This is a genomic window from Parafrankia sp. BMG5.11 (assembly GCF_004337455.1).
Genome location: NZ_SJXI01000039.1, coordinates 43,748 through 60,894, shown reverse-complemented (window position 1 = coordinate 60,894; position 17,147 = coordinate 43,748). Strand labels below are relative to the sequence as shown.

The window sequence follows — 17,147 nt, the reverse complement described above, 5'->3', positions numbered from 1 at the left end:
CGCAGATCTCGTACTCGACGAAATCCCCAGGCTGCGGGATCTCCTCCAGCCGGCAGGCCATCTGCCAGACCCTCGGCCACAGATACTCCTTCTCGAGCTCGTAGAACCCCCGGTCGTAATAACGCTCACGTGGCACACGTAACCGGTCACGCATCGCGAACGGAACATCGCGAGTGGCGACCGGGCGGCGGTCGTCGGTGAGAGCCATCAACATCAACCTCCTGCCACACGGGCTTCCATACGGTGTCAGCCCGACGCCTGGATCGTCCCGATCTCGGCACCGATCTCATAGACCGTCTCGATGGCGCCGGTCCAGTGCACCGTGCCGGACGCGCCGGCTTCGACCTCGGTTTCGGCCTTGTCCGTCGCGATGATGAACAACGGGTCGCCCTCAGAGACGTTCGCTCCCTCATCCACGAGAAGCTCGAGCAGCTCCGCCTCCGAGATCGCGACCGATACACGCGGAATACGGATCGCGAAGTCAGCCACAGGCACCGTCCCTGATCGTTTCCGACCGCAGCGTCTGCTGGACCGCCGCGACAATACGTTCGGTGTTCGGGTATATCTGCGATTCCAGTGCCGGCGGGGCCGGATTCGGCACGAACCGGGCACCCACCCGCTCCACCGGCGCCTCAAGAACACCGAAGAGCTCGCGCTGCAGAATCGCGGCGATCTCCGCCCCGGGCCCGGCGAACCGCACCGCGTCATGCACCACCACAGCACGCCTCGTTCGACGCACCGAATCAACCATCGCCGGCACATCGAGCGGAACCAGGGTGCGCAGATCAAGCACCTCGGCGCTGACCCCCTCCGCCTCGAGCACGGCTGCCGCGCCGAGCGACTCGACCACCCCCCGGCCATAGCCGATCAACGTGACATCAGTACCCGGCCGCTTCACGTCCGCCTGACCCAGCGGAATCGAGAATCCCGGATCCACCGGCACCAACCCGCGCTGGCCCTGCAGACGAATCGTCTCCAGGAAGACGCACGGGTCATCATCAAAAATCGCCGACGTGAGAAGACCCTTGGCGTCCCGCGGCGTCGAAGGCACGATCACCTTCAACCCCGGAACATGCATGAACCACGCCTCCAACGACTGCGAGTGCGTCGCCCCGGTCCCCAACCCGCCATAGACCTGTGTCCGGACCGTGATCGGCGCGGTCGTCCGCCCCCCGGTCATGAACCGCAGCTTCGCCGCATGATTGACGATCTGATCGGAGGCGATACCAATAAAATCCATGATCATGATTTCTGCGACCGGGCGGAACCCCTCCATCGCGGCGCCGATCGCGGCACCCACGATCGCCGCTTCGGAAATCGGCGTGTCAAGCACCCGATCCGCGCCGTATTTGGTCGACAGCCCCTTGGTCGGCCCGCTGGAGCCGGGATCGGCAATATCCTCCCCCAGCAGGAAGACACGCTCATCAAGCGCCAACGCCTGGTCCAAAGCGAGGTTCAACGCCTCGCGCATCGTCATCCGTTGCTCGTCCACGTCCACCTCTATGCAGGTCCAATGATCGAGAAGGCGAACAGTCATCACGAGGCCGGCATTGCCCGGAGCCGCTCTTACCGTGACGCCAGCGGGATATGGGTCTAGGCGGGGCAGTTCCGCGGGTCGGCGTACACGTCACGATCCAGCTCGTCGAGTGCCGCGACCGGCGCCGCCAGGACCGCGGTCAACGCCTCCTCGACCGCCGCGACGGCGGCCGCCTCGATCTCGTCGAGCTCGTGCTCATCGCAGACCCCCGTCTCCAGCAGGCGCGACCGGAACCGCGGGATCGGATCAGCCTCGACAGCGGCGGCCATCCGTTCAGCTGGGATGTACGCCATGGGATCCCCGAAGTAGTGACCACGGAACCGGAACGTCACGCACTCCACCAGCGTCGGGCCCCCTCCGCTCCTCGCCCGCTCCACGGCCTGCGTCAACACGGCAAGGACGGCGAGAGGGTCGTTGCCGTCGACGCGGACACCCGGCATCCCGTACCCGCCCGCCCGGTCCGCGACCTGGGCGATCTTCATCGTGTGCTCAGTTGGCGTCATCTCGCCGTACTGGTTGTTCTGGCACACCAGCACCAACGGCAGATCCCACAGCGCCGCCATGTTCGCCGCCTCGTGAAACGAGCCGGTGTTCGTCGCCCCGTCACCGAAACTCACGGCCGTCACCCGATCCAGGCCCTTGCGCCGCGCCGCCATGGCCATCCCCACCGCGACCGGCGGCCCGGATCCCACAATCCCCGTCGACAACATGACGCCTGAGTCGGGGCGGGCAATGTGCATCGTCCCGCCCTTACCCCGGCCCGATCCCACCTGCCGGCCCAGCATCTCTCCGTAGATCTCCACCAACGGCACACCCTTGCCGATCAGGTCATGCAACCCCCGATAGGTCGTGACCAACTGATCGTCCGACCGAAGACACACCCCCATCGCCGCGGCAATCGCCTCCTGCCCACGAGGAGGCCAGTACACGCACTGCAGCTCACCCGACGCGATCCCTCTGCTCAGCCGGTCGTCGGCCGCCTTCATGAGCGTCATCAGCTCGTATAACCGGCGCCGCACCTGTCCCGAGATGCCCGCCGTTCGATCCGTCGTCATGTTCCTCCTCCTGCGACCGGTGCACCACCGCCAGACGGCGACACGCGAAGCGGCTGAGAGGCGGGAGCCTCGTGCATGTCTGTCGGGGTGACGAGCCGCGACATCGGGCATGACCGCACCGCAGCATCCGTGTGGCGATCGCCCCACCATCGGGTGCTCCACCCTCGATCATTCACGTATACAATCATCGACCCGCCGGTGTATACAAGTCCTTCCGACGAAGCGCTGTCGGGCGACGCCGAAGACGCGGCAGGAGGCCGCGCCGGATTCAGGTACGACCTCCTTCATGCCTTCTTGTCTGTCATCCACCGGCTGACAGCAGGTCGTTCCGCCGAAGCGTCCGGAAACCCGAACCCTCGAACCGAGAGGAAGACGGAGTCCTCCTCTCGCTTCGCTAGGCCAGTCGCGCCGACCAGCCGCCATCGACTGGAATGACGACTCCGGTCACGAAGGAGGCGCGGTCCGAGGCCAGAAAAGCCGCTACCTCGGCCAGCTCCCGCGGTTGACCGCCCCGTTTGAGTGCAGCCTTCGAACTCATCTCGCGCAGCAACTCAGGCGGCCCTTTCATGATATCGGTGAGCGTAAATCCAGGTGCGATGACGTTTGCCCGGATGCCCATGGGACCGTACTCGACGGCCACCGCCTTGGTAAGGGCATGGGTGCCGGCTTTCGCGGCAGCATACATGATTGACGTCCGGCTCTGGACATTGATCGCCGAGATCGAGGAGAAGTTGATGATGCTGCCGCCGCCTGAGCGGAGCATCGCTGGAATCGCATGTTCGGTCATAATGAGCACGCCACGCAGATTCACCTGGGTCATCTTCTCGAACTCGGCGACGGCGACGACCTCAGGTGGCCGGGTACCGTGGGTACCGGCCACGTTCAGCACGGCATCGACGCGTCCGAACTCCTTGATAGTGGCCTCGAACATCGCAGCAACGCCCGTCTCGTCGGAGACGTCGCAGTGGAAGGGAAGGACATTTCCGCCGACTTCGGCCGCAGTGTCCTTCTCCGCACCACTTATATCGACGGCCACCACCTTGGCACCCTCCTGAACGAAGAGCTTTGTAGAAGCCTTCGCTATCCCCGATCCAGCGCCGGTTATCACCGCCACCTTCCCGTCAAGCATGCCCATTACTCACCTCCGTAGACCGGTGCATCGGGACCGGCAACCTCGTCACCAGCACACAACGACTCAAGTACGCGGCCATGAACGGCCCGTCGTTCTTCCTGACTCATCATGAACAAAACCTAATTCCCATACCTCGGCGGGCTCACAGGCAGCACCGCTGGCTGGCTGGCACGCGAAACGGGTCGGCGTCGCAGACGCTGGCTAAGCGCTCTGAACGCAGTCAGGCCTTCGGACGGTCGCCAGTGATGGTGATACGGCGCAGGACCCGACGTTCCGCGTAGTCGGCGACCGCACGATGTTGCGTAACCCGCTCTTCCCACACTGCGATCATGTTCGGCTGCCAACGCAGACGGACGTGGAACTCCGGCGTATTGACGTGTTCGTACAGCATCCGCAGGAGCGTCTCGTTCTCCCGCTCACTCATCCCGACGAGCCGCTCCGTATAAACCGAGTTGACGTAGAGAGCCTTCCGCCGAGTCACCGGATCGGTGATCACGACAGGATGCACGTGACTTTCCCCCTGACCGAAGGCGTCGTGGTACCGCGCCACCGCAGCGGTGCTGTGCACAGCCTCCATGCCGTCGAACAGCCGCTGGTATCGGGACGATAAGGCATCGAATGCCGCGGTCATGCTTGCCCACATGGTGTCACCACCGAAGGCCGGGACCTCCACCGAGCATAAGAGTGCGGCTTGGGGGGGCTTCTCCTGAGGACTCCCGTCCGTGTGCCAGTAGCTCGTCCGGAGTCGCACCGCGTCGGCGCCCTCCTCGGTTACGAATTGGCCAGGCCCTTTCCCATAGGGATAGACATATGGCTCACCAAAGACCGAGGAAAACCCCGAGAACTGCTCGCTGCTGATCGCCGTGTCCGAATGGAAGAACAGCACGCCGTGTTCATGCAACGATCGCAGCAGCACCGACGCCACCTCGTCGCCGTGGGCAACGTGGACGTCGACACCGTGGACGATCGCACCGATGTTCCCCGTCACCTTCTCGAATCTGATACTGCCGACTGTCGAGAGTCTCTGCGCCGGCGTAGTTTCTACACCCATGGATACCGACCTCCTTTAACTGACGATGTCAGAACACGCACACCCGTTCGCCAAGCGGACTCTGCTGACGCCGGGGCTCGGAGCGGATACGGCTCGCGCGGTACCCGGCCGCGCCGTGCACGAAACTTGACGACAATGCCGAGGACTAACTCTCGTATCCGGGCAGTCCGAGCATCTCACGGGCCTCGGCCGGTGTGGCGACCTCCCGGCCCATGCTTCGAGCCATCTCGACGACACGCGTGACGAGCTCGGCGTTCGTGGGCATGCCGAGCTCCTGGTATGAATGGTCGGCGACGCCGATGGCGACGTGGCCGCCGGATTCGATCGCGCCTGCGAGCGCCGGAAACGCATTGCCGCCGATCACACTTAGGAACCAGGGCCAGTTCGCCTGAGCCGGAAAGAAGTCGAGGAGCGCGTGCAGCCCCCTGATCGTTGCCGGATGTCCGTAGCTGACGAACGGGTCCGCGAACAGCGTCAGCTCACAGAACAGCGGCTCCTTGTACAGTCCCATCTCGAGGAACGCCTCGGTGAGCCGAACCCCAGCGATGTTCCATATCATGGATACCGGCTGCACCCCGACAGCGCTCACGGTCTCGCAGACATGCGTGAGCATCTTCGTCGTGTTCAAATAGACTCGATCGTTGCTGATGAACGCTCTGCGCTGCGAGTCGTACCGGTCCAGGTTGGTGGTCAGCATGTCGACTGGGACGCAGTCGGGCCTGGTCGCCGGATCCTTCGCCATCTCGACGATGTGCCCCACACGCTCCTCAGCGGTCGGCAACATGCTCGCGCCCAGCGTCGGAAACGTGATGAGATCACTCTCCTGCTTGATCCGCCGCACCACGTCCGCGTACAGATCCACATCAGCAGACTGCGCACCCGTCTCGGGATCCCGGGCGTGGTAGTGCACGAGTGACGCGCCCTGCTGCCAGCACTCGACTGCCTGGCTAGCGATCTCCTCAGGGCTGTAGGGAACGTGTGGACTGATGTCCCTAGTCGTTCCCTCGTTGATCCGGACCTCGATGATGAGCTTCTGCTTCGTCATACACACCTCACGTTCGCCACGCCGGCTTACGTCGAGTCAGTCGGCCTCGTAGTCGAGGCCGTAGAGGGAGCCCCGGGACCGGGGCAAGCCGCCCACAGGTGGGATCACTCGACCCCTTGGGAGTTGCCGATACGGGACCCTCGATCCACGACCGGCTGATCCGTGGATCTCGGCCCCGACGGGTGATGCGGACGCCGGCCGTGCGGGCGCTCGGCCCTGGCGAGACCGCCGCACCGGTGCGTCCGGCGCGGTACCGACCGGTTGATGCCGAGCTCACGGCGGCTGCTCATAGACCGCCTCACCTTGAGCTTGGGTCATCATCCCGACGTACCTCCTGGGCGACCGACCTTCGGATGAACGGACCTGCGTGCCTGCGACCCCACCCGCCCCCTTGCCAACTGTTGTATACACCTCTCAGGCATGGTTGTATACAAACTGTCCGAGATCCGCAAGAGGTGGGTTTGGTCACCGGACCGTCCGCGGAGCCGGGCATGTCCGTCTGGCTGGCCACGCCAGAGCCAAGATCGATAACAGGGTGGAGGTGGGGCTAACATCATCGCGCCAGCGGTCCTCGAGAGATCATCCCCGCGGCGGGGCAGCAATGACCAAGGCGGGGGTTCGGCGAGACGAGGCGTGCCTGCTCGCCTGCGGTAACGGTCGACGCTCGACCTTGCCGTCAGTGCGCATAAATTCCTCTCACTCGCCAAGGGCTTGCGATAGTCAAGGAAGGCACTTCGCGCACGATCCAGCCGGGACGGATGTACGTTTTCGTCGACCTGACGGACGCAACACCCATGAAAGGAACGAACGCAAGACTGGGGCCGCGGGCCTGTAGAAGAGGGGCCTACCCAGAACACTGGATAAAATGCCGCCGGGGCGCCGCATGAATGTGTAGCCTCCCGGGCCGGCGTGACACAAGAGGCGGGCAGCTATGGACAAGCTAGATGGGCGCGGCGCAGTGGTTGTCGGCGGTGGGAGCGGAATCGGTCGCGGGATTGCTTTAGGTCTCGCCGGTGAGGGAATGCGAGTCGTCGTTGCTGACATCGACTCCGGCAGCGCGGAGGCAGTACGCGACGAGATCGTGCGGCGCGGTGGCGACGCGTACGCTTCACGCGTGGACGCGACCGATCGCGACTCGTTAGCGGAACTCGCGGCCGGCGCAGCACGCGATCTGGGTGGCGTGCATGTGCTCGTGAACACGGTCGGCGTCCACACCAACGCTCCACTCACCACGGCCAGCGAGCAACTGTGGGCGTGGTTCGTCGAGTTCCACCTCATGGCAGCCGTGCGCGTAGTCCAGGCGTTTCTACCGCTTCTACGTGGACACGACGACGAATCGCACATCGTGCTTACATCGTCAATGGCCGGCCTGCTGGCGTTACCCGCGGAGCAGACGGGCGGCACGGACACCGGCGTGTACACCACGTTGAAGCATGCTGTTCTCGGGTACGGCGAGATGCTGCGATACGAGCTCGCGTCCGAAGATATCGGGGTGTCGGTACTCTGTCCCGGAGCGGTGGCAACCAACTTGGTCTCGACGTCTGCCCGGCACCGCCCGGAGCGGTTCGGTGGACCGGCGCCCGATCCGATGGCGGGTCGTGAGCTGCCGTCGGACCTGCTGCTGAGCATGATGTCGGACGAGGCCGTGGGGCCGATTGTCGTGCGGGGCATCCGTGGTAACCGTACATACATCATCACACATCCGGAGATGGAGGGCATGGTGCGTGCCCGCCACCAGCATCTCCTGGAGGACTTCGCGTTCTTTTCGGCGACGTGACCGCCAGACCTGGTCGGGTGACCTGGGGGAATCGCACCCCAGTAGAATCCATGCACGTGGCGCGTGCTTCCGGGCGCGTCGCGGCAGAGGCGTCGAACCTACTGGGCCCGTGCGGAATTACTTGTAGGCGGCGTGGCGGTTCCGTCAGCCGAGGTGCCGAACCCGAATTTGGAGTCCCATAGGCGTGGAGCGCTTGGCGAACCGCTCCGGCCGGGATTCCGGTCAGACATCCCATGTTTTTGGATGTCAAGCGGCGGCGTCGGATGCGACGTTCTGTGGCCAGGCGGTTGCTTCCTGATAGTGGGTGTGGGTCTTGAGGCAGCCGTGGAGGATACCGACGAGCCGGTTGCCGAGCTGGCGTAGTGCGGCGTGGTGGCCGGTGCCACGGGCGCGGATCGCGTCGTAGTAGGCGCGGGCGCCGGGTGAGGCGTTTAGCGCGCTGAACGCCTGCTGGTGCAGGGCGTCGGCGAGCCGGTCGTTGCGGGCGTAGCGGGCCATCACGACGGTCTTCTTCCCCGAGGCGCGGGTGACCGGGCTGGTCCCGGCATAGTTCTTGCGAGCCTTGGCGTCGGCGTAGCGATCGGGGTCGTCTCCGAACTCGGCGAGCACCCGGGCGGCGAGGACCGGCCCCAGACCGGGCTGGGACAGCAGGACCTCAGCGTCCGGGTGCTGGCCAAAATGGGCATCGACCTGCGCGCCGAGCCGGCCGATCTCGGTGGTGAGCGTGCCGATCAGCCCAACCTGGGCACGCACGACCGCGCCGTAGGCGGCGGCGGTCGCCGGACGGACCGGCAACTGACCGGCCTGAAACCCGGCCCGGATCGCCCGCGCCCTGCCCGCGAGGTCACCGCGGCGGCGGGCCCGCTTGAGCGCGGCGGAGATCTGCGCGACGGTCAGCCGCCGGGCCAGGTCCGGAGTCGGCGCCTTCTCGAGCAGTTCCAACGTGTCGGCGGCGTCGAGGTCGTCGAAGACGGCCACCGCGGCTGGGAACGACTCGACCAGCGCCGCGCGCAGCCGTTGGACCTGCCGGGTGCGGTCCCAGACCAGCGTCTGATGGGCCCGGGCGGTGACCTTCACCGCCTCGGCCAGGTCGCTGTCGCCGGCGACCGGCCGCAGCTGGTGGCGGTCGGTACGGACCATGTCCGCCAGCGCGTGCGCGTCGCCGGCGTCGCTTTTCGCCCCGGATGTCGAGTACCGCTCCCGATACCGGGCCGCCTGCACCGGATTGACCGCGATCACCTGGTAGCCCGCCGCGACCAGCGCCGACACCCACGGCCCGCGGTCGGTCTCGATCCCGACCACCACCTCAGCAGGGTCGGCGTCCTCGGCCAGGTGCGCACCGACCAGCTCGTGCAGCCGGGTGATCCCGGCGAGCCCCTCCGGCAGCCGGCCCTTCGTCAACCGGCGGCCGGTCCCGTCCTGCACCTCCACATCATGATGATCTTCTGCCCGGTCGTCTCCGACGAACAGCACCCAGGCCTCCCCACGCTCCGCCAGCAGGTCCGGCAGCCCACGGGAGATCCACCACGGCCTAATGGTCAAGTGATCACGTCGCGATGGACGGCCACGACATCCCATCGGTAGTCAGCTCTCCCGACCACCGGCAGGGGCACGATCTGACCAAAGGACTCGAACTCGGTCCAGGCGCGGAGAGTGCTCACCTGCCAGCGGCTACCAGCACCGAGCCTGCCTCATCCCGACCCGGTAGCTCCCATTAGTTCCCCTGGCCCTTCGGGCACGCCGCCCCGGCGTGAAAGCTCCGCCTGGGCTCTTTCAGGCGCACCCGGAGCGGCCTGGCAGGGTGCGGGTTGACCGCCCGTCCAACGCCGTCCGTTCCTTGGCCTTCGTCGCCGTCCATTAGTTTGGCGAGGGATCTTGACCGTGCGGGTCGCCCGCTGTGCTTCGAGCACGCCAGTCAGAGTGTTGATCTTTTGTCGGTCCCCGGGCGGTCGCTACCTGTAGGTATCGATCGGTTGGGGGTGCGGTGGACGGTTCGGTCGAGGTCGTCGTGGACGACACCGAGCAGACCCTGGCGCGGGTCGCGGCGATCGACGTCGCGAAGGCGTCCGGGAAGGTGTGCGTGCGGGTCCCGCACGACACGAAGGAAGGCACGCGGGTCACCCGCGTCTTCGACGTCGTCGCGACGGTCCCGGCGGTGGAGGGGCTGGCGGACCACCTGGTCTGCCAGGGTATCGAGCGAGTGGTCCTCGAAAGCACCTCGGACTACTGGCGGGTGTTCTACTACCTGCTCGAGGAGCGGGGCCTTGAGGTGTGGCTGCTCAACGCCCGGGATGTGAAGAACGTCCCCGGAAGGCCCAAAACGGACAAGCTGGACGCTGTGTGGCTGGCGAAGCTGAACGAGCGCGGGATGCTGCGGCGGTCGTTCGTGCCGCCGGTGGACATCCGCCGGATGCGGGATGTGACCCGGATGCGGGTCGACCTCGTCGCGGACCGCACGCGGGCCAAGCAACGGAGCGAGAAGGTGCTCGAAGGGGCGCTGGTCAAGCTCTCGTCGGTGGTCTCGGACCTCTTCGCCGGTGGCGGGGCGGCGGATCCTCGACGCGCTGGTGGCCGGGGAACGCGACCCGCGCCGGCTCGCGGCGCTCGGGACGGGCCTGAAGGCCTCGCCGGAGGAGATGACCGCGGCGCTGACCGGCCGGTTCAGCGACCACGACGCCTTCCTGCTGAAGATCTACCTGGAGCAGGTCGACGCGCTCGACCAGCAGATCGCCACGCTGTCCGCGCGCCTCGAGGAGATGACCGCGGCGATGCCGCTGCCCGCCCGCCGGTCCGGCACTCCCGAACCCGCCGGGGTCACCGTGGTGGACGGGGTGCCCGGGACGGTCTCGACCGTCACCGGTGAGATCATCCCACCCGCCGCTGATGCTCCCGCCGGCGCCACGCCCCCACCCGCCGACGGGCCACCGGTGCCGCGGACGGCAGCGGACCTCGTCGACCTGCTCGACGCGATCCCCGGGATCGGCAGGGACTCCGCGCAGCTGATCCTCGCGGAGATCGGGACGGACATGAGCCCGTTCGCGGCCTCGGGGCACCTGGCGTCGTGGGCGAAGCTGACCTCGCGCACGATCCAGACCGGAGCATCCCTGCGGATGGGCCGGACCGGACGCGGTAACCGCTACGTGCGCCGCACGCTCGGCACGGCCGCGGTCTCCGCCGGGCGCACCAACACCTTCCTCGGGGTACGCCACCGGCGGTTACGCGCCCGCCGCGGCGGGCTGAAGGCCCTCGTCGCCACCAGCCGCTCCATCCTCGAGATCATCTGGCGGATGGTGCACGACCAGGTGCCGTTCCGGGAGCTCGGCGCCGACTACCACACCCCCCAGCAGGACCCAGAAAGGCGCAAGCGCGTGCTGGCCCGGCAGATGAAGAATCTCGGGGTCTCGCCCGAGGAGGCCGCCTCGATGCTCGCCGCGGCCTGACCCCCCGGCCCCCGCGGCCTGACGGCCGCGCACCAGGGCCGCGCGAGCCCGGGCACGCACCCGCGTACCGCTCGCCTACAGAAGGGCCGGCTGACAGCCACACCCGAACCGCCGCCTTCCCACGCGCCAGCGGCCAAGTGCCCTGGTGGGCGCGAGCCTGCCCACGTTACGTTGAGTTTTCCAGTCAGGCGCGGTTCGATGCGCTCCGTGGTACGTCTCGGAAGGGTCGGTCACGGTCGGGTGTGCGCTCGCGGGGCATGCCAAGCACCCGCTCACTGATCACGTTACGGGCCATCTCCGTGGTGCCGCCGCCGATGCAGGACGTCTGCCGCATCAGGAAGTCATCGCCGCAGTTCGCGGCCGCGCCGTCGTCCGCCGTCCAGGCCGCCCCCGCGGGGCCCGCGATCTCGAACGCGATGGTGGCCTTCCGCGCGGAGGAGACACCCGCGAACAGGCGGGTGATCGCGGCGGACTGTTCGGATATCCGGCCCGCGGCGACACCGCGGCCGATCCGGCGCCGGAGTGTCTGGCCGACGAGCTCGAGCATGTGGGCCTCGCCGAGGAGGTCCCGGACGCAGCGATCGTCGAATCGTCCGGTGTCCCGGGCGACGTTGACGATGGAGGCGGCACCGACCTCGCCGGGCGAGGTTCCCACCGGGATGCTGACGAACGGCGAGTTGAAGAGCATCCGCTCGTGGAACATCCAGCGGGTGCCCACCGTCCAGCCGCCGTCGACGTCACCGATGCGGTCGCTGTCGGGGACCCGGACGTCGGTCAGGAACTCCTGGCAGAACTCGGTCGAGCCGTTCAGCATCTCGATGCGGTGCACCTCGATGCCCGGCTGGTGGATCGGCAGGATGAACACGGTCAGGCCGCGGTGCTTCGGGACGTCCCAGTTCGTCCGGGCCAGACACAGGCCCCAGTCGGCGGTCGAGGCGCCGGTCGTCCAGACCTTCGAGCCGTTCAGGATCCAGTCGTCGCCGTCGCGGACGGCGCTGGTGAGGGCGGCCGCGACGTCCGACCCGCCGCTGGGCTCGGACAGCAGCTGCATCCAGATCTCCTCGCCTTTGAGAATGGCGGGGATGTGCCGGCGCTTCTGCTCCTCGGTGCCGAAGTCCAGCAGCACGGCACCGCAGGGCGAGAACGTCGGCGCCTGCAGCCGCGCCGGGTATTCGTAACCCACGATCTCGGCGTTGAACGCGCGCTGATGGTCCGTCGTCAGGCCCTGCCCGCCATACTCCCGGGGGAAGCCGATCCCGGCGAGGCCGGCGTCGAAGATCATGCGCTGGAGCTCACGCTCCCGGGCGAGCGCGGCGAGTTCCTCCTCCTCGGTCTGGACCGGTAGCGCGAGGGTGGGCGCGAGTGTCTCGTGCGGCTCCAGCGGGCGGAGGTTCGCGCGGATCCAGGTGCGGGCACGCAGCCGGAAACTCTCGACGTCCTCGATGGCGTCGGTCATACCCGCTCCTTCCGGTTCTCGAGCACGGTGCTGATGCGTTGGCGATGGTCGGCCGGCGTGCCGTACAGGGCCCGGTTCACGGTGACCCGGCGCAGGTAGAGATGCAGGTCGTGCTCGAAGGTCACGCCGATCCCACCGTGGATCTGCACGCAGTCCTGGACCAGCTCGGAACCGTAGTCACCGATGAACGCCTTGGCGGCGCTGACCAGCTCCTTCGCGTCGGCCGACCGGTCGTCGACTGCCGCCGCGGCGGCGTCGTTGACGGCGTGGCAGGCTTCCAGCCACGTCTTCTGGTCCGCGAACCGGTGCTTGAGCTCCTGGTAGGAGGCCAGCGGGCGCCCGAACGAGTAACGGTCGAACGCCCATTGCAGCGTCATGTCGAAGGCGGTCTGCAGGGCGCCCACCGCCTCGGCGTTGCCTATCACCACGGCGAGCTGGAGCTGGTACTCGAGGAGCTCGTCGGCGTCGCCCGGCTCTCCCACGAGGGCCTCGACCGGGAGCCGGACGCCGTCGAACGTCACCGCCGCGAAACGGCGGGTCAGGTCCGCCGTGCGCATCGGCTCGATCGACACCCCGGCGGTGTCGGTCGGGACGAGGATCTGCGTGAGCCCACCCTCGGCCCGGGCCGTGACCAGGATGTGGTGCGCCTGGCCCGCCGCCTCGACGGGACGCTGGACGCCGTCGAGGACGACCTCGCCGTCGGCGATCCGGCAGCGCGGGCCCACGGGGCCGCGGCCGTCGGTGTCGACGGCCGGGCCGAAGCACCACGCCGCGACCGATGTGCCGGCCAGCAGCGACTCGAGGACGGGACGGTGCGCCTCGCCACCGAAGGTGCTCAGCGTCCCGGCGACCACGTTGGTCGGGACCAGCGGTCCCGGCGCGGCGTGCACGCCGAACTCGTGGGCGATCGTGGTGAGGTCCACCAGCCCCCCGCCGCTGACCGAGCCTCCGCCGTGTTCCTCGCTGACCAGCAGCGACGTCCACCCGAGCTCGGCGCCCTCGCGCCAGTAGTCGGGCTCGAAGCCGGCGGGGTGGTTCCGGAGACTCCGGACCTCGCTGATCGGCACCCGACTGGTCAGGAATCTCGCGGTGGTATCCCGAAAGATCTCCTGGTCGGAGCTCAGTTCCAACAGCATGTCGGGTTTTCCTCCAGGTCGCTGGCGGCACCGGCGGGGCCGGGTCGGCCGCAGGCCGGTCCGTACGGACCGGCCGAACCCACCGATCCGGCCGGCAGGTCCTACCGGCCGAAGAAGAAGCGCACGTTCTCCGCCGCGGCCGGGTAGCTCCCCGTGATGCCGGAGCTGCAGTAGCCCGCGTCGGTGATGACGGTGATCCCGCTGACGGCCGCGGCGGCGTCGCTGCAGAGGAACAGCAGCGGGTAGGCCTGCTCCAGCGGCGTCGCCGCCTCGATGCCGACCTCGGCCCGGTAGTCGGCGCCGAAGCCGAGCCACATCTCCTTGTTGGCCTGGGCCAGGGGCGTGTCGGTCGGGCCGGGGCAGATGGCGTTGACGCGGATGCCCTGCTTCTGCAGCGCGAACGACTCCCGAGCCACGTAGGCGCAGACCGCCTGCTTGCTCCACATGTAGTCGGCCTTGCCATGCTCGTGGACCCACAGCGTCGCCGCGTCGAAGTCGGTGATGTCGAGGAACTCCTTGAGCAGCGGGAGGTTGCCCTCCCAGCCGAGGCCGGCCGCCGACGAGATGAAGCCGATGGCCGAACCCCGGGGCAGCAGGCCCCCGGCCAGCAGTCGGTCGATCAGATACCGGTGGCCGATGAAGTTGATCCGCTCGATGCCGGGCGTGCCGTCGGCGACACCGGCGGCGGAGAACAGCGCGTGCACCGGCCCGCCGCACTGCTCGACGGCCGCGTCGATCGACGCCGCGTCCGCGAGATTGACGTGGATGGCCTTGGCGCCGGGCAGCGTGACCTCGGCGTAGTCCATGACCACGACCTCGGCGCCGGCGCTCTGCGCCAACTCGGCGGCGGCCGCACCCATGCCGGTCGCCCCGCCGACGACGAGGACCCGCTTCCCGTCGTACCGGAAGGCGTCGAACAAGGTCATGTCACTTTCTCCTACCTGTCGAGTCGGATGGTTGGTGTGCGGACGGCCCGGGTGGTCGCTACGCGACGACGCCGCGGACCTTGAGGTCCACGACCGTGTCCCAGTCGAGTCCGAGCTCCGCGAGGATCTCGTCACCGTGCTCGTTGAACTGCGGCGCCCGGCGGGTGGCCGGCGGCCGCTCGTCGAACTGCACCGGCGCGGCGGCCAGCTGGAACGGCACGCCGGCCGCCGTCTCGAGGTCCTGGATGTAGCCGTTCGCGACGGACTGGGGGTCGACCGCGACCTCCTGCGTGTCCTGCACGACCGCCCACTGGCCGACGAAGTCGGCCAGCCGCGACCGCCACTCCTCGAGCGTGCGCTCCGCGAAGGCCTCGCGCAGCAGGGCGATCGCCTCGGTGCTGTTGTCCCGCAGCGCCGTGTGGTCGGCGAACCGGGGGTCGACCGCCAGCTCCGGGCGCCCGATCACCTCGCACATCGGCGGCCAGTACCGGCCCGCCTGCAGGCAGGAGAACGCCAGCCAGCGCCCGTCCTTGGTGAGGTAGTTGCCGACGAGCGGGTTGGCCATCGCGTTCAGCGGCAGCGGCTCCCACGGCATGTTCAGCACCAGCGAGAGCCCGAGCGCCTGGCCCATGGCCCACAGGCCGGTGCCGAGCAGGGACACGTCCACGATGCTGGCGACACCGGTCCGCTCCCGGTGGAACAGAGCGCCCATGATGCCGCCGGCGATCGTCATCGCGCCGATCGAGTCCCCGAAGCCCGGGGCCGGCGGGCTCGGCACGTGCCCGTACTCCGGACGGGTCAGGCCCGACGCGATCCCGGCGCGGGCCCAGAACGCGAGCGAGTCGTAGGACCCCCGGTCGGCGTCGGGGCCACGCTCGCCCTGGCCGGTGCCGCGCACGTAGATGATGCGCGGGTTGTGCTCGCGGATCGACTCGACGTCGATCCGCAGCTTCGCCCGCACCTTCGGCAGCTTGTTGGTGAGGAACACGTCGGACGTCGCGGCCAGCCGGTAGAGCAGATCGCGACCCTCGGCGGAGGTCAGGTCGAGGCCCAGGCTGCGCTTCCCGCGGTTGGAGTGCTCCAGCAGCACGTGGACGTCCGCCGGCACGGCAGCCACCCCGGCCGAGGCGAGCCCGCGCATGGCGTCGCCGCGCTCGACATGCTCGATCTTGATGACCTCCGCGCCCCAGTCGGCCAGCAGGGCCGAGGCCGCCGGCACGAAGGTGTGCTCGGCGACCTCGAGGATGCGGACACCCTCCATGACACCGGTCATCGAGCCCCGCCCACGTCCTGGAGCCCGTCGGCCTCCACCCGGCCCACTCCGGCGGCCTCGTTGCGCCGGCGCCATTCCGCGCGCGACATCCGCGTCACGTCCACGTCGGCCGCCTGCGCGCGCAGCGCCCCCACCGTCGCCTGCTCCTTCGGGACGTGACTGAAAGGATCCCAGTTGAAGAAGCGGGCGCTGTTCTCCCAGGTGATCTGGTGAATCTCGGCATCCGGGACGCCGGCGGTCTGCAGCTCGTTCCACACGAACTCCGGCGACTCCGGCCAGGTCGTGTCGGTGTGCGGGTAGTCGCACTCCCAGGCGATCACGTCGACGCCGATGTCGTGCCGCATCTTGAGGCCGGCGGGGTCGGTGATGAAACAGGCCAGGAAATGCTCGCGGAAGACCTCGGAGGGAAGCTTCCCGCCGAAGTCACCGTCGATCCACGTCTGGTTCTGGAAATGCCGGTCGATACGGTCGAGATAGAACGGGATCCAGCCGATGCCACCCTCGGAGAGAGCGACCCGCAGCTTCGGGAACCGGCGCAGCGTGGGACCGAACAGCAGGTCCTGCGCGGTGAGCATCGTCAGCTGCGACGGTATCACGATGGAATGGTCGACTGGCGCCTCGGGAGCCAGCTTCACGATGTCCCAGGCGCCGCCGATGTGCAGGCAGAGCACCATGTCCTCGTCGACGATCGCCTTCAGCATCGGATCCCAGTAGCCCGACAGGAAGCTCGGCCAGCCCTGCCCGTGCGGCGCCTCCAGGAAACTGATCGCGCGGCACCCCTTCCGAGCGATTCTCCGGACCTCCGCGACCGCCAGGTCGACGTCCCACATGGGGACGATTCCCAGCGGGATGAACCGGCCGGGGTAGGTGGCGCACCACTCGTCGATGTGCCAGTCGTTGTACGCCTGGAGCATGATGTAGGAAATCTGCTTGTCGGCGGCCTCACTGAAGGTCCGGGCGTTGAAGCCGGCCATCGTCGGGAAGCACATCGAGGCCAGCACGCCGTTCACGTTCATGTCACGGACGCGCTCGTGGACGTCGAAGCAGCCCGGCCGCATCTCGGACATCGAGCCGGGATGGAATCCCCACTCCTCCCGGGGCCAGCCGACGGTCGCCGCCATGCCGAACGGCGTCGCGGTCGCCTGGCCCTGGAACACCCAGAGATCCGCGCCTTCCGAACCGCGCACGACCTTCGGCGCCTGGTCCAGCCACTTCGCCGGAACATGCCGCTTGTACATGTCCGGGGGCTCGATCGAATGATCGTCAATGCTGATCAGGATCATGTCCGACTGCTGCATTTTTCCCTCTCCCCTGCTGCG

14 protein-coding genes and 2 pseudogenes are annotated in these 17,147 nt (G+C 67.8%); 3 read left to right on the top strand and 13 right to left on the bottom strand.

Translation table 11 applies throughout. The features are described from left to right. From E0504_RS26800 to E0504_RS26770, 7 genes and pseudogenes are all read right to left on the bottom strand, one after another. A pseudogene (locus E0504_RS26800) lies at nucleotides 1–208 on the bottom strand (aromatic ring-hydroxylating dioxygenase subunit alpha); the annotation flags it as partial. 38 nt (nucleotides 209–246) lie between these two features. Next, entirely contained in the window at nucleotides 247–489 is a 243-nt protein-coding gene (locus E0504_RS26795) for a lipoyl domain-containing protein (RefSeq protein ID WP_112105824.1), read from the bottom strand. Further along, a complete protein-coding gene (locus E0504_RS26790) occupies nucleotides 482–1,492 on the bottom strand; it encodes an alpha-ketoacid dehydrogenase subunit beta (protein ID WP_112105827.1) in 1,011 nt (336 codons plus the stop codon). Before E0504_RS26790 ends, E0504_RS26795 begins: the two co-directional genes overlap by 8 nt. A gap of 101 nt (nucleotides 1,493–1,593) precedes the next feature. Further along, a complete protein-coding gene (locus E0504_RS26785; RefSeq protein ID WP_112105823.1) occupies nucleotides 1,594–2,592 on the bottom strand; it encodes a thiamine pyrophosphate-dependent dehydrogenase E1 component subunit alpha in 999 nt (332 codons plus the stop codon). 394 nt (nucleotides 2,593–2,986) lie between these two features. Continuing rightward, nucleotides 2,987–3,727, bottom strand: coding sequence for an SDR family NAD(P)-dependent oxidoreductase (locus E0504_RS26780; protein ID WP_112105822.1), 741 nt, complete (start codon nucleotides 3,725–3,727; stop codon nucleotides 2,987–2,989). A gap of 217 nt (nucleotides 3,728–3,944) precedes the next feature. Beyond that, the gene (locus E0504_RS26775) at nucleotides 3,945–4,775 is read right to left on the bottom strand and encodes a TauD/TfdA family dioxygenase (protein WP_112105821.1); all 831 of its coding nucleotides are present in this window, start codon (nucleotides 4,773–4,775) and stop codon (nucleotides 3,945–3,947) included. A 145-nt stretch (nucleotides 4,776–4,920) separates the two neighbouring features. Next, nucleotides 4,921–5,820, bottom strand: a complete 900-nt coding sequence (locus tag E0504_RS26770; RefSeq protein WP_112105826.1) for a 3-keto-5-aminohexanoate cleavage protein — start codon at nucleotides 5,818–5,820, stop codon at nucleotides 4,921–4,923. 931 nt (nucleotides 5,821–6,751) lie between these two features. On the opposite strand from E0504_RS26770, the gene E0504_RS26760 reads away from it, so the two are divergent. Further along, a complete protein-coding gene (locus tag E0504_RS26760) occupies nucleotides 6,752–7,597 on the top strand; it encodes an SDR family NAD(P)-dependent oxidoreductase (RefSeq protein WP_112105820.1) in 846 nt (281 codons plus the stop codon). Nucleotides 7,598–7,843: 246 nt separating this feature from the next. On the opposite strand, the gene E0504_RS26755 is transcribed toward E0504_RS26760, so the two are convergent. Beyond that, nucleotides 7,844–9,070 carry an IS110 family transposase gene (locus E0504_RS26755; protein ID WP_131626047.1) on the bottom strand — a complete coding sequence of 409 codons (1,227 nt, stop codon included), beginning with the start codon at nucleotides 9,068–9,070 and terminating at the stop codon, nucleotides 7,844–7,846. A 511-nt stretch (nucleotides 9,071–9,581) separates the two neighbouring features. Between E0504_RS26755 and E0504_RS54350 the strand changes: the two are divergent. Next, nucleotides 9,582–10,031, top strand: a pseudogene (locus E0504_RS54350) (transposase); the annotation flags it as partial. A 103-nt stretch (nucleotides 10,032–10,134) separates the two neighbouring features. Further along, nucleotides 10,135–11,037 carry a transposase gene (locus E0504_RS51420; protein ID WP_207974591.1) on the top strand — a complete coding sequence of 301 codons (903 nt, stop codon included), beginning with the start codon at nucleotides 10,135–10,137 and terminating at the stop codon, nucleotides 11,035–11,037. A 184-nt stretch (nucleotides 11,038–11,221) separates the two neighbouring features. Here the strand turns inward: E0504_RS51420 and E0504_RS26745 are convergent, their stop codons facing one another. The 5 genes from E0504_RS26745 to E0504_RS26725 form a co-directional block, all read right to left on the bottom strand. Further along, nucleotides 11,222–12,493 carry an acyl-CoA dehydrogenase family protein gene (locus E0504_RS26745; protein ID WP_112105734.1) on the bottom strand — a complete coding sequence of 424 codons (1,272 nt, stop codon included), beginning with the start codon at nucleotides 12,491–12,493 and terminating at the stop codon, nucleotides 11,222–11,224. After that, entirely contained in the window at nucleotides 12,490–13,629 is a 1,140-nt protein-coding gene (locus E0504_RS26740; RefSeq protein ID WP_131626046.1) for an acyl-CoA dehydrogenase family protein, read from the bottom strand. The genes E0504_RS26745 and E0504_RS26740 overlap by 4 nt, the downstream gene beginning before the upstream one ends. 101 nt (nucleotides 13,630–13,730) lie before the next feature. After that, complete coding sequence (locus E0504_RS26735) at nucleotides 13,731–14,555, bottom strand: SDR family oxidoreductase (RefSeq protein ID WP_112105732.1); 825 nt, start codon at nucleotides 14,553–14,555, stop codon at nucleotides 13,731–13,733. 58 nt (nucleotides 14,556–14,613) lie between these two features. Continuing rightward, nucleotides 14,614–15,828, bottom strand: a complete 1,215-nt coding sequence (locus E0504_RS26730) for a CaiB/BaiF CoA-transferase family protein (protein ID WP_112105731.1) — start codon at nucleotides 15,826–15,828, stop codon at nucleotides 14,614–14,616. Continuing rightward, nucleotides 15,825–17,126 carry an amidohydrolase family protein gene (locus E0504_RS26725; protein ID WP_112105730.1) on the bottom strand — a complete coding sequence of 434 codons (1,302 nt, stop codon included), beginning with the start codon at nucleotides 17,124–17,126 and terminating at the stop codon, nucleotides 15,825–15,827. Before E0504_RS26725 ends, E0504_RS26730 begins: the two co-directional genes overlap by 4 nt. Nucleotides 17,127–17,147: the final 21 nt, after the last annotated feature.

Bases quoted from the DNA above. Each gene is read 5' to 3' on its own strand.
- E0504_RS26785 (WP_112105823.1), bottom strand. From the start codon at position 2,592: ATGACGACGGATCGAACGGCGGGCATCTCGGGACAGGTGCGGCGCCGG.
- E0504_RS26780 (WP_112105822.1), bottom strand. From the start codon at position 3,727: ATGGGCATGCTTGACGGGAAGGTGGCGGTGATAACCGGCGCTGGATCG.
- E0504_RS26775 (WP_112105821.1), bottom strand. From the start codon at position 4,775: ATGGGTGTAGAAACTACGCCGGCGCAGAGACTCTCGACAGTCGGCAGT.
- E0504_RS26770 (WP_112105826.1), bottom strand. From the start codon at position 5,820: ATGACGAAGCAGAAGCTCATCATCGAGGTCCGGATCAACGAGGGAACG.
- E0504_RS26760 (WP_112105820.1), top strand. From the start codon at position 6,752: ATGGACAAGCTAGATGGGCGCGGCGCAGTGGTTGTCGGCGGTGGGAGC.
- E0504_RS26745 (WP_112105734.1), bottom strand. From the start codon at position 12,493: ATGACCGACGCCATCGAGGACGTCGAGAGTTTCCGGCTGCGTGCCCGC.
- E0504_RS26740 (WP_131626046.1), bottom strand. From the start codon at position 13,629: ATGCTGTTGGAACTGAGCTCCGACCAGGAGATCTTTCGGGATACCACC.
- E0504_RS26735 (WP_112105732.1), bottom strand. From the start codon at position 14,555: ATGACCTTGTTCGACGCCTTCCGGTACGACGGGAAGCGGGTCCTCGTC.
- E0504_RS26730 (WP_112105731.1), bottom strand. From the start codon at position 15,828: ATGACCGGTGTCATGGAGGGTGTCCGCATCCTCGAGGTCGCCGAGCAC.
- E0504_RS26725 (WP_112105730.1), bottom strand. From the start codon at position 17,126: ATGCAGCAGTCGGACATGATCCTGATCAGCATTGACGATCATTCGATC.